8 protein-coding genes are annotated in these 12,221 nt (G+C 45.2%); 1 reads left to right on the top strand and 7 read right to left on the bottom strand.

Features of this window, described 5'->3' with window-relative positions; genetic code table 11:
- Positions 1-15 precede the first annotated feature (15 nt).
- From ACTQ50_RS12375 to ACTQ50_RS12405, 7 genes are all read right to left on the bottom strand, one after another.
- On the bottom strand, positions 16-957 hold the full coding sequence (locus tag ACTQ50_RS12375) for an ABC transporter permease (RefSeq protein ID WP_441484473.1): 942 nt from the start codon (positions 955-957) through the stop codon (positions 16-18).
- The gene (locus ACTQ50_RS12380) at positions 957-2,087 is read right to left on the bottom strand and encodes an ABC transporter permease (protein ID WP_441484474.1); all 1,131 of its coding nucleotides are present in this window, start codon (positions 2,085-2,087) and stop codon (positions 957-959) included. Before ACTQ50_RS12380 ends, ACTQ50_RS12375 begins: the two co-directional genes overlap by 1 nt.
- The gene (locus ACTQ50_RS12385; RefSeq protein WP_441484475.1) at positions 2,080-3,621 is read right to left on the bottom strand and encodes an ABC transporter ATP-binding protein; all 1,542 of its coding nucleotides are present in this window, start codon (positions 3,619-3,621) and stop codon (positions 2,080-2,082) included. The genes ACTQ50_RS12380 and ACTQ50_RS12385 overlap by 8 nt, the downstream gene beginning before the upstream one ends.
- Positions 3,622-3,822: 201 nt before the next feature.
- The gene (locus tag ACTQ50_RS12390; protein ID WP_441484476.1) at positions 3,823-4,989 is read right to left on the bottom strand and encodes a BMP family lipoprotein; all 1,167 of its coding nucleotides are present in this window, start codon (positions 4,987-4,989) and stop codon (positions 3,823-3,825) included.
- A 213-nt stretch (positions 4,990-5,202) separates the two neighbouring features.
- A complete protein-coding gene (locus ACTQ50_RS12395) occupies positions 5,203-6,543 on the bottom strand; it encodes an MATE family efflux transporter (protein WP_441484477.1) in 1,341 nt (446 codons plus the stop codon).
- Positions 6,544-6,684: 141 nt separating this feature from the next.
- A complete protein-coding gene (gene ppdK / locus ACTQ50_RS12400) occupies positions 6,685-9,315 on the bottom strand; it encodes a pyruvate, phosphate dikinase (RefSeq protein WP_441484478.1) in 2,631 nt (876 codons plus the stop codon).
- Between the two features lie 132 nt (positions 9,316-9,447).
- Positions 9,448-10,704, bottom strand: a complete 1,257-nt coding sequence (locus ACTQ50_RS12405; protein WP_441484479.1) for a 6-phosphofructokinase — start codon at positions 10,702-10,704, stop codon at positions 9,448-9,450.
- Positions 10,705-11,076: 372 nt separating this feature from the next.
- Between ACTQ50_RS12405 and ACTQ50_RS12410 the strand changes: the two genes are divergently transcribed.
- On the top strand, positions 11,077-11,955 hold the full coding sequence (locus tag ACTQ50_RS12410; RefSeq protein ID WP_441484480.1) for an aldose 1-epimerase family protein: 879 nt from the start codon (positions 11,077-11,079) through the stop codon (positions 11,953-11,955).
- Positions 11,956-12,221: the final 266 nt, after the last annotated feature.

Raw genomic sequence — 12,221 nt, forward strand, 5'->3', positions numbered from 1 at the left:
CCCCTGGTATCTCATTTATCTCTGTCCCTTATCGTACGGAATACCTTCCGCCTTCGGTGCTCTGGAGTTCTTGGATACGAAGACAAGAACGATCAGAGAAATAATGTACGGGAACATGTTATATAAGGTGCTCGGAAGCTTCAGGGCTACCAGAGCGTCAAATCCTGTGTATACGTTTGACAGGGCTCGGAACAGACCGAACAGAAGGGCTGCCAGTCCGATGTTTATCGGTTTCCACTGTCCGAAGATCATAACAGCAAGGGCAAGGAAGCCAAAACCTGCAACTCCGTTCTCAAATTTCCACTCACTGACACCGGCAGTAATATAAACCAGTCCCCCGAGACCGCCAAGTGCACCGGAAATCAGAACGCCTGCATAACGCATTTTGAAAACATTGATACCTACCGAATCGGCTGCCTGCGGATGCTCACCACACGCCATAAGACGAAGACCGAATCTTGTTTTATAAAGCACAATATAAGAAGCGATCAGGATCATCAGTGCGAAAAGCATGAACCAGCTGAACTCAAATTTGCCAATTCTTACCAGGAACGCTTTCTTCGCAACCTTGTATGTAACCGTGGAAGAAACGTTGTCCGGGTTCTCTGCCATGTTGATGGCTCTTACAATAACAACGGCTGCAGCCGGTCCCAGAAGGTTCAAAGCTGTACCAACCAAAGTCTGGTCTGCATTGAAATTAATGGCAGCTATACCAAGGAGCAGGGAAAATACCATACCCACAAGCACGCTGGCCAGAACAACCAGAAGGATCACAAATGCTGCCGGAGCAGATTCCGGAAGATATTTCATCATCAGGGCCCCGCCAAGTGCACCCATAACCATGATGCCCTCAAGTCCGATGTTGATCACACCGCTGTGCTCGGAAAAACAGCCGCCAAGTGCTACGAGAATCAATACAGAAGCAAATATTAATGTATACTGAATCAATAATAACATTATTTTTCTCCTCCTTTTGCAGCTTTTTTCTCATCTCTCTTGTCGAGATAACGGTTTAACCAGAGTTTGAAGAAGAATACAAATCCGCACAGGTAAATGATAAATGCAGAGATCAGATCAGAGATCTGTGCACAGTACATGGTCTTATCTACATAGCTTCCACCACTTGTAATGTGCTGGATAAAATAAGAGGAGAAGATCGCTCCTATGGGGTGAAGGCCGCCAAGGAAGGCTGCTGCGATTCCGTTAAAGCCCATGCCCGGAACCGTTGTCTGCTGTACCATCCAGGTCTCAATTCCGCTGAGATAGAAAACAGCTGCGCCAAGTCCGGCAAGACCGCCGGCGATCATCATAGTTACGATAGTATTTCTCTTCTCTTTCATACCGCAGTATTTTGCAGCATTTTTGTTCATACCTGTTGCACGAAGCTCAAAGCCGAATTTTGTTTTTTCCAGAAGTACCCACACTACAATTGCCATTACCACAGAAATAATAAGGCCGATGGATACAAATTTGTTGCCGGAAAAGATCTCGTCCAGTCCACAGTTTGGAAGAAGGGCGCTCTTATTTCCACTGGAAAGGTCTACCGTATATGGGGTGGACTCGGATTTTACCTGGGTAAGAAGCATGTTTACCACATACAGGGAAATCCAGTTCAGCATGATACAGGAAATAACCTCGTTTACATTAAAGTAAGCCTTCAGCGCACCGGAGATGCCGCCTACCAGGGCTGCGATCACGATTGCTGCGATCATGCATACATACCAGGGCATACCAAGCTTCAGAGCAAAATACAGGGAAGCTCCGGCTCCAACTACATACTGTCCTGCTGCTCCGATGTTAAAAAGTCCAACCTTATAAGCAAACAGAACGGAAAGGGAACACATCAGAAGTGCGGAAGCCTTTACCAGTGTAGTTCCCATGTATTTCAGCATGGCCTTCTGACTTGGATAGTAAAAGTAGTTTTTGATAATAGCGGTGATGGCTCCTGCTGCTCCTGCCGGATTGATGATAAGAAGTACCACATATCCAATGAGAAGACCGATCACAATACATAAAAGAGAGGCAATGATGGTCTGAACCGCATTGTTTCTCAGAATGCTTTCTTTCTTTTTGGATCCATTATTCATTGCTCTTCGTCTCCTTTCTCTTTGATCCTGCCATGTAAAGACCAAGTTCCTCTACGGTTACTTTCTTCGGATCAAATTCTCCTACGATTTCTCCTTCGTACATTACCAGGATCCGGTCTGATACGTTCATAACCTCATCCAGCTCCAGGCTGATGAGAAGAACGCCTTTACCAGCATCTCTTGCCTGTACCAGCTGTTTGTGAACATGCTCGATTGCTCCAACATCCAGACCACGGGTAGGCTGAACTGCAATCAAAAGCTCCGGATTCTTGTCGATCTCACGGGCAATGATTGCTTTCTGCTGGTTTCCACCAGACATGGATCTTGCCTTGGTGATGGCACCCTGACCGGAACGGATATCGTACTGTTTGATCAGGCGGTTGGCATATTTGCGAATCTCTTTGCGTTTCAAAAAGCCCATTTTATTGGTGAACTGTGGTTCGAAATATCTCTGAAGGACGATGTTGTCTTCCAGGGAATAATCAAGTACCAGGCCGTGTTTGTGACGATCTTCCGGGATATGGCTCATACCGGAGGTAAGGCGCTCACGGATTGGCATATGGGTAATGTCTTTTCCATTCATAGTGATGGTGCCGCTCTTCAGTGGCTCCAGGCCGGAAAGTCCGTAAACAAATTCGGTCTGACCATTTCCATCAATTCCGGCGATACATACGATCTCGCCTCTGTGAACCTGAAGGGAAACGCCATTGACTGCATTATTCTTATGACGTTTGGAACCCACCACCATCTCTTTGATATCCAGAACAACTTCACCTGGCTTTGCTTCTTCTTTCTCTACAACAAAGTTTACATCTCGTCCTACCATCATGGCAGAAAGCTTCTCCGGATTTGTATCCTTAATGTCTACTGTTCCAATGTATTTTCCCTTCCGAAGAACGGTACAGCGGTCTGCAACCTGCATGATCTCACCAAGCTTGTGGGTAATGAACAGAATGCTTTTGCCCTCGGCTGCCAGATTTTTCATGATCTGCATAAGCTCCTGGATTTCCTGGGGAGTGAGTACTGCAGTAGGCTCATCAAAGATCAGGATCTCATTGTCACGGTAAAGCATTTTCAGGATCTCGGTTCTCTGCTGCATACCTACTGTGGTATCCTCGATAATGGCATCCGGATCTACAGAAAGACCATATTTTTCGGAAAGGGCCATAACCTTTTTACGCGCGCCCTCTTTCTGAAGGAAACCGTTTTTTGTGGTCTCAACACCAAGGATAATGTTATCGAGAACACTGAAGCATTCTACCAATTTGAAATGCTGATGTACCATTCCAATTCCCAGGTCATTTGCATCGTTTGGATCTTTGATCTCAACTTTCTTTCCATCTTTGTGGATTTCACCCTCTTCTGGCTGATACAGACCAAAAAGAACGCTCATCAAAGTGGATTTACCTGCTCCATTTTCGCCAAGCAGAGCGTGGATCTCACCTTTTTTTAACTGAAGTGTGATATTGTCATTTGCGATGATTCCGGGAAAACGCTTGGTTATTCCCAGCATTTCAATTGCATATTCACTCATCTTCGCTTTCTCCTTTTTTTCATGGCAGAGTCACAGCCAGGAAGCACAGGTACTTACAAATGTAAAAAAGGGAAGTGGCCACTGCCCACTCCCCTTTTTATCACTGCATGGCCATTCTTCCCGTTAAGACCAGTCTGCTTTCCTGTCGGAACCCTACCCGTGATTTATAATTGCATTTTCTATGCGGAGTAGTTGGTTGTCTTATTTGATGCTGCCGTAATCATTTACTGTGATCTCAGTCTCTGGCATTGCTGTGATGTCGCTGCTTACTTCAATCTCGCCATTATATAATTTCTTTACAAGATCTTTGTAATCATCTACATTGAAATTGTCATCCCACTGGGTTGTCTCCATTGGGAGCTGTACGTAGTTGTCTTCCGGGTTCTCAGATACAAGACCAAGGTTGTCGATCTTTCCAGCGTAATCAGATTCCCAGCTGCCATCCTTGATCGCATCAAGTACAGTCTTTACTGTCGGTGCAAGACCCTTCATAGCGGATGTAACAGTGATGTCCTCACCGATGATTCCGGACTGGTCAGAATCAACACCGATTACCTTGCCGTCAACCTTCGCTGCTGCTTCTGCTGCAGATGTGTAGATTCCACCACCGCATGCGAATACAACTTCAACGCCCTTGCTTCCGTACCAGGTATCCATGTAAGCTGTGATATCTGCATCGCCGTAGAACTGTCCGCCGCATACATACTCAAGCTCAACGTCACTTGTGATTCCAAGCTCTTTGGCTGCTTCGTCTACGCCCTGAACATATCCATATCCAAAACGGGTAACAGCCGGTACAGACATACCGCCGAGGAATCCAAGATGCTTGTATCCAAGCTTCACAGCTGCATATCCAGCCATGTATCCGGAGATCTCTTCCTGATAAGTACAGCAGTAAACGTTGTCTGCATTGTAGTAATCGGTCACTTCATAATCATCCGGATTGTAGGTGTATCCTTCGCCAACACCTTTCTCACAGATATCGCCTGCACTTACATCTGGTGCAATAAACTTCACGTCCGGATACATCTCAGACTGCTCTACGATAGTAGCTGCGAACATATATCCCGGAAGTACGATCACGTTAGCTCCATCTGCTACAGCCTGGTCAACACTTGCGTTACGTGCCTCATCAGAGTCGCTCTCTGGTTTATAATAGTTGAACTCAGAACCATTCTCTTCGGACCACGCCTTACATGCCTCGTAAGTGGTCTGGTTAAAGCTCTGGTCTGTAATATCACCTGAGTCAGTTACCATGGCGATCTTCATATCTCCAGCCTCAGCCTTCACCTCTGTCACTCCGTAAGCTGGTGCAAGGGAAAGTGCCATTGCACCTGCAAGAACCATAGCTGCAATTCTTTTCTTCATATAATTTTTCCTCCTTTTTTGAAATTGACTTTGTTATCTCTACAATGACATATGTCTCGCTTTTAAAACAGGACACATGTCCCTTTTTCTATATTTATTTTCATTTTCGTACAAAAAGGATATTTTTTCAAGTGTTTTTTAGTATATTTTTTCAAATTAAAAAGCTATTAAAAGACATATGTCCTTTTTATCTTTCATATCCTCTATTTTTACTTAATAATATTTATGCATCCGTACATAATAGCTGATGCATAAGATCGCAGTGGCTCCGCTCCATGCTGCAATCTCTGCAAAGAAAATACCGTCCTGCCCGATAAAATGGGGAAGAATCAGTGCAGCACTGATACGCATGACAAATTCGGCCATACCGCTTACCATAGGCATTAACGTATCTCCCAGTCCCTGCAGTGCAGATCTGTACACATACAGGAAGTACAAAACCCAAAGCATGGCAGCCATAATAGAAAGATATTTAAAAGCAATTGCAAGTACCTCCTGTGTCTGCTGCGGTTCACCTGAGATGAAAAGTGAGAGTATATTTTTTCCAAATAAAAACATGGCAGCAGAAATGATCAGTGAGGTAAGCAGGGAAAGCAGCATACTGCTTCGGACACCTTTCCTTATCCTGTTGATCTTTCCGGCTCCCAGATTCTGGCCCACATAAGTAACAATGGCATATCCATAGGAAATCGCTGCCATTTCTAACAGACCATAAAGCTTGTTTGTAGCTGTAAATCCTGCCACAAAAAGGAAGCCGTAGCCATTGATCACATACTGGACTACCAGACCGCCAACACCGATAATGATATTCTGAAATACAACAGGAATACCAAGTTTCATCAGACGGGCGTTCATGCCTGAGGCAGGCATAAAATCTGCTCTGGACAGATGAACAATATCAATTCTGCGTAAAATCAGGAAACAGTACACAGCGGAGAAGCTCTGTGCGATCACAGTTGCGATTGCTGCTCCTGCCACACCCCATCCGAAGTCTGCCACAAAAAGGATATCCAGTGAAATATTCAGTACAGATGCGATGATCATTGCAGTTAATGGTGTTTTACTGTTTCCCATAGCCCTTAAAGCAGAGGCAAACATATTATAGGCTGCAGTAGCCGGGATTCCACAGAAAATAATACGCAGATATAATAATGACATTCCGATAATATTGGAAGGTGTATGCAGCCCTGCTAATACCATTGCAGCAAAGGACTGGCTGAGAATGAATACTCCCACTGCGATGAATGCGGTCAGCCGATAACTGTGTGCCAGAGATTTACGCAGATTTTCGAAATCCTTTGCCCCATAATACTGGGAGAGCTGAATGGAAAATCCCTGAGTGAGACCAGTGGATATTCCTGTAACAACCCACATCAGAAAGTCAACCGCACCTAGCGCGGCAAGAGCCTCCACACCTGCAATCTGGCCAACGACCATAGTATCCACCATTGTATAAAGCTGCTGACAGATATTCCCCAGCATCAAGGGAATTGCAAAAAGAATGATCAATCTCCCCGGCGAACCGGAGGTCATATCCTGAATTTTGGTTTTCATTAGTATAAAATTTCCTTTCCGGAGCATATTCTAGAAACAAAAAGACCTTGAAGAATCGTATTTCTACAATTCTCCAAGGTTATTTTTACGCTTGGACACATATCATACTGAAGTATGACTTAAATATATATTCAGAATGAATTATTTATTCTTCTGAGCGATAGCTGCCTGAGCTGCTGCCAGACGAGCTACTGGTACACGGAATGGTGAGCAGGATACATAGTCAAGACCGATCTTGTTGCAGAACTCTACAGAAGATGGATCTCCACCGTGCTCTCCACAGATTCCGATGTGAAGGTTCGGGTTAACTGGCTTACCAAGTTTGATAGCCATATCCATAAGCTTACCAACACCAACCTGATCCAGTTTTGCAAATGGATCGTTCTCGAAGATCTTAGCATCATAGTAAGCGTTAAGGAACTTACCAGCGTCATCACGGGAGAAGCCGTATGTCATCTGAGTTAAGTCGTTGGTACCGAAGCAGAAGAAGTCAGCCTCTTTTGCGATCTCGTCAGCTGTAAGAGCTGCACGTGGGATCTCGATCATGGTACCTACTTCATATTTCAGATCTACGCCAGCTGCTGCGATCTCAGCGTCAGCTGTCTCAACAACAAATTTCTTAACATATTTAAGCTCTTTGATGTCGCCTACTAACGGGATCATGATCTCTGGGCAGATGTTCCAGTCAGCGTGAGCTTTCTTTACATTGATAGCTGCACGGATAACTGCTGTTGTCTGCATCTTAGCGATCTCCGGATAAGTAACTGCCAGACGGCATCCACGATGTCCCATCATTGGGTTGAACTCATGAAGAGAAGCGATGATAGTCTTGATTTCTTCTACAGTCTTGCCCTGAGCATCAGCAAGCTTCTTGATGTCTTCCTCTTCTGTAGGAACAAACTCATGAAGCGGCGGGTCCAGGAAACGGATTGTTACAGGGTTACCCTCGAGAGCCTCGAACAGGCCTTCGAAGTCTTCCTGCTGATATGGAAGAACTTTAGCAAGTGCTTCTTCTCTCTCCTCAGCTGTTGTGGAGCAGATCATCTCACGGAATGCATCGATACGTCCCTCACCGAAGAACATATGCTCTGTACGGCAAAGACCGATACCTTCAGCACCAAGCTCAACTGCTTTCTTAGCGTCAGCAGGAGTATCAGCGTTTGTACGAACCTTCATAGTTCTGAACTTGTCAGCCCATGCCATGATACGTCCGAACTCACCAGCGATTGTAGCGTCTACTGTCGGGATGATTCCGTCGTAGATGTTACCTGTTGTACCATCGATGGAAATGAAATCTCCCTCGTGGAACTCTTTGCCAGCAAGTGTAAATTTCTTGTTTGCTTCGTCCATAGCGATATCACCGCATCCGGATACACAGCACTCACCCATACCACGGGCAACTACTGCTGCATGAGATGTCATACCACCACGAACTGTCAGGATACCTTCAGCAGATTTCATACCTGTGATATCCTCTGGGGATGTCTCAAGACGAACAAGGATAACTTTCTCGCCTCTCTCAGCCCACTCTACAGCGTCATCAGCTGTGAATACAATCTTACCGCAAGCAGCTCCTGGAGAAGCTCCAAGGCCTTTGCCCATTGGTGTAGCAGCTTTCAGAGCCTTAGCGTCGAACTGCGGATGAAGAAGAGTATCAAGGTTACGAGGATCGATCATAGCTACTGCTTCTTCCTCTGTTCTCATTCCCTCATCAACAAGGTCACAAGCGATCTTCAGGGCAGCCTGAGCGGTTCTCTTACCGTTACGTGTCTGCAGCATGTATAACTGGCCATGCTCAACAGTGAACTCCATATCCTGCATATCTCTGTAGTGTGTCTCCAGAGTATGGCAAACTTCTGTAAATTTCTTGAATGCTTCTGGGAACTTCTGCTCCATCTCAGCGATGTGCATAGGTGTACGAACACCAGCAACAACGTCCTCGCCCTGTGCATTGGTAAGGAACTCACCGAACAGACCTTTGTTTCCTGTAGCTGGGTCTCTTGTAAATGCAACACCAGTACCACAGTCATCACCCATGTTACCGAATGCCATCATCTGTACGTTAACAGCTGTACCCCAGGAATATGGGATATCGTTGTCACGACGATATACGTTCGCACGTGGGTTGTCCCAGGAACGGAATACGGCTTTGATTGCACCAACTAACTGCTCTTTTGGATCAGCTGGGAAATCGGAACCGATTTTTTCTTTATATTCAGCCTTGAACTGCATAGCAAGTTCTTTAAGGTCGTCAGCTGTAAGCTCAACGTCAAGTTTAACGCCTCTTTCAGCTTTCATCTTGTCGATAAGCTCTTCGAAATATTTCTTACCAACTTCCATAACTACGTCAGAGTACATCTGGATAAATCTTCTGTAGCAGTCCCAAGCCCAACGTGGATTGCCAGATTTCTCAGATAATACAGCTACAACGTCTTCATTTAAACCAAGGTTCAGGATAGTATCCATCATACCTGGCATAGAAGCTCTTGCGCCTGAACGAACGGAAACAAGCAGAGGATTCTCGATATCACCGAATTTCTTTCCGGTAACTCCTTCCATCTTGGTGATTGCTTCCATGATCTGACCCATGATCTCGTCGTTGATCTGTCTTCCGTCCTCGTAGTACTGAGTACAAGCTTCAGTAGTGATTGTAAATCCCTGCGGAACAGGAAGTCCAAGGTTTGTCATCTCAGCAAGGTTGGCACCTTTACCACCCAGAAGGTTTCTCATATCAGCGTTACCTTCTGTAAACATGTAAACCCATTTTGCCATTTTACATTTTCCTCCTAAAAATTTGTTCATTGAACATAAACTATGTTTTATACGCACATAGTTATTTTATAGGCTTATTCGTCATTCGTCAAGGTTATTCTGGTAAAAAACAGTCAATTTTTTATCATTTTCTCAATTTTTCTTTTTTCTTCCAGTATTCAGCACCAGATGACGTGGAACACCGTTCACCATGATCGGCTGATAATCACCCTGGATCAGCGGTTTGATATAGTCAATAAAGTCTTTTGTCACATTGTTGGCTTCTTTGTTCATCCAGTTTCTTGGAACCAGCTTCTCTTCATTTGCAATGCGGTGTACGTCATAGATTCCGGTAGCTGCCATGTAAGGATCGTCGGAAACACGGTCAATGACTACCATCTTACCGGTGTCACCCTCGTCTGCAGCCTTCACTGCAGCACCGCCAACCATCATAGCCTCGTCAATGTCCACACGGGATGCCATGTGGGAAGCACTTCTCTGAAGGGTGGAAAGCTCTACAGCGCGGGTTTTGCAGCCGCACTCTGCTGCCAGGAAGTTTGCCAGATAGGTGGCAGTTCCCTGAAGCTGCTTGTGGCCGAATGCATCCACGTAATCTCCTACACTTCCAAGCTCGCATACATAGCGTCCGTCAGCCAGTTTGATTCCCTCGGACACGGCGATGACAACGGAGGATTTCTTTTTCAGAAGGTCTTTTACTTTGGCAAGGAACTTGTCAATGTCAAAAGGAACCTCCGGAAGATAAATAAGGTCTGGTCCCTCGCAGTCCTCTGACTTGGAAAGTGCGGTAGCACCAGTAAGCCAGCCTGCATTTCGTCCCATGATTTCCATGATGGTGATCATGTTCTTCTTATAAGTGAGGCCTTCTGCGTCGCGGATCACTTCCTTGGTGGAAGCGGCGATATATTTGGCTGCACTTCCGAAACCTGGGGTGTGGTCGGTAAGTGCCAGGTCATTGTCAATGGTCTTGGGTACGCCAAGGAACTTCTGGGTCTGGCCAGTGATGATGGCGTAATCGGAAAGCTTCTTGATGGTGTCCATGGAGTCATTTCCACCGATGTAGATAAATGCGTAAATCTCCAGCTTATTCAGGATCTCAAAAATTTTCTCATAAATCGCTCTGTCCTCATGGATCTCCGGAAGTTTATAGCGGCAGGAACCCAGGAATGCGGACGGGGTCCTTTTCAGAAGCTCAATGTCAAGCTCGGAATGGATCTGGGTAGAAAGGTCGATATACTGCTCATCAAGCAGGCCCTGGATTCCGTGAAGCATTCCATATACCTTGTCAAAGCCACGCTCTACTGCGTTCTTGTATACACCTGCAAGACTGGAATTGATTACAGATGTGGGGCCGCCGGACTGTCCTACAATAATATTTCTTTTCTTTGCCATTGTGGTATTCCTCCTCTATTTCGAATGGATGTGGGTGTCAAAAATTTCTATGGTCGTTCACCCTATAATTGTATAGTTTACCAAAGGTGTATGGCAAAGTCAATGTGATATTGTATATTTTGCATATTTAATTATGTTTTTATGTCGTTTTTATATGAATTATTTATGTTTTGGACAAATAATGCAATTTTTTGATGGTGAAATTTACAATGCGAGCGCCGACCACTGTCTTAAACTGTGCATACACGCTCCAGCTATATTTTTATAAGTTAAGATACACAATCCGGAAATGAGATGGTATAATGAAAGAAATGTAGCCGCAGACAGAGTTTGCAGCTTCACACGTAACATCACACATGGAGGTTTTACATCATGAAAAGAGTTTTGGAAAATGACTTTCTGAAAGTGACCATTGACGATCACGGTGCTGAGCTGGTCAGCATTTATGACAAAGAGAAAGACCGTGAGGTGATCTGGCAGGGAGATCCCAAATTCTGGGGACGTCACGCACCAGTGCTTTTTCCCAATGTAGGCAAGCATTATGGAAACCATTACCGGATCGGGGATCAGGAATATGCTTCCAAGCAGCATGGATTTGCCCGTGATACAGATTTTACCTGTATTGATTCCACACCGGATTCTGTAACCCACCAGATTCGTTCCACAGAAGAGACCAAAAAGGTTTATCCTTTTGATTTCGTGCTCCGCATCCGTCATATTCTGAAGGGACGCACCCTTACCGTCAGCTGGAAGGTAGCAAATAACAGTGATGGGGATATGTATTTCGCCATCGGCGGACATCCGGCGTTTAATGTGCCGATTCTGCCAGATACTAAGAGAAGTGATTATCGTCTCACTTTCGACGGCCAGGACAGCCTGACATACCTTCTTCTTGACCCAGAGAGCGGCACAGCCAAAGCTGACGAAAAGGCCACACTAAAGCTGGAAAATGGTACCTGCCAGATTGATGACCACATGTTTGACCACGATGCCCTGGTATTTGATGAGCAGATCACAAAGGCTGGCATTCAGCTTCCAGACGGCACTCCATACCTGGAGCTGCGCTGCGTAGGCTTCCCAAATTTCGGAATCTGGTCTGCTTCCCAGGACGCTCCGTTTGTCTGCCTGGAGCCATGGATGGGCCGCTGCGACGACTGTGGCTTCACAGGAGACCTGTCTGAGAAACCGTTTATCAATCATCTGAAAATGGATGAGATGTTTGAGACAGCGTATACGATTGAAGTATTCTAAAAATATCCTCCCGCTTCTTAGAGCAAGCCTCTAAAACGTGACCTGTTATCTACATAGGCATAAAAATAATCGGTACACTTCCCTCCATTTCGAAGTGTACCGATATTTTTACTCATTTACTCCTTTTCATAAGGCTCGATCATGCACTGATGTTCGTAAATGGTGAATAACCAGTCAACTTCCTTGCGTCTCCAAAAGATGAGATAATGGTGTGAAAAGTGTAAAAAGTGTGTTTCACACTTTTCACGAAAAACACCACAGGAGGT

This window comes from Blautia sp. Sow4_E7, from assembly GCF_052116245.1.
Taxonomy (GTDB): domain Bacteria; phylum Bacillota; class Clostridia; order Lachnospirales; family Lachnospiraceae; genus Blautia_A.

Bases quoted from the DNA above. Each gene is read 5' to 3' on its own strand.
- ACTQ50_RS12395 (WP_441484477.1), bottom strand. From the start codon at position 6,543: ATGAAAACCAAAATTCAGGATATGACCTCCGGTTCGCCGGGGAGATTG.
- ACTQ50_RS12390 (WP_441484476.1), bottom strand. From the start codon at position 4,989: ATGAAGAAAAGAATTGCAGCTATGGTTCTTGCAGGTGCAATGGCACTT.
- ACTQ50_RS12375 (WP_441484473.1), bottom strand. From the start codon at position 957: ATGTTATTATTGATTCAGTATACATTAATATTTGCTTCTGTATTGATT.
- ACTQ50_RS12385 (WP_441484475.1), bottom strand. From the start codon at position 3,621: ATGAGTGAATATGCAATTGAAATGCTGGGAATAACCAAGCGTTTTCCC.
- ACTQ50_RS12405 (WP_441484479.1), bottom strand. From the start codon at position 10,704: ATGGCAAAGAAAAGAAATATTATTGTAGGACAGTCCGGCGGCCCCACA.
- ACTQ50_RS12410 (WP_441484480.1), top strand. From the start codon at position 11,077: ATGAAAAGAGTTTTGGAAAATGACTTTCTGAAAGTGACCATTGACGAT.
- ppdK (WP_441484478.1), bottom strand. From the start codon at position 9,315: ATGGCAAAATGGGTTTACATGTTTACAGAAGGTAACGCTGATATGAGA.
- ACTQ50_RS12380 (WP_441484474.1), bottom strand. From the start codon at position 2,087: ATGAATAATGGATCCAAAAAGAAAGAAAGCATTCTGAGAAACAATGCG.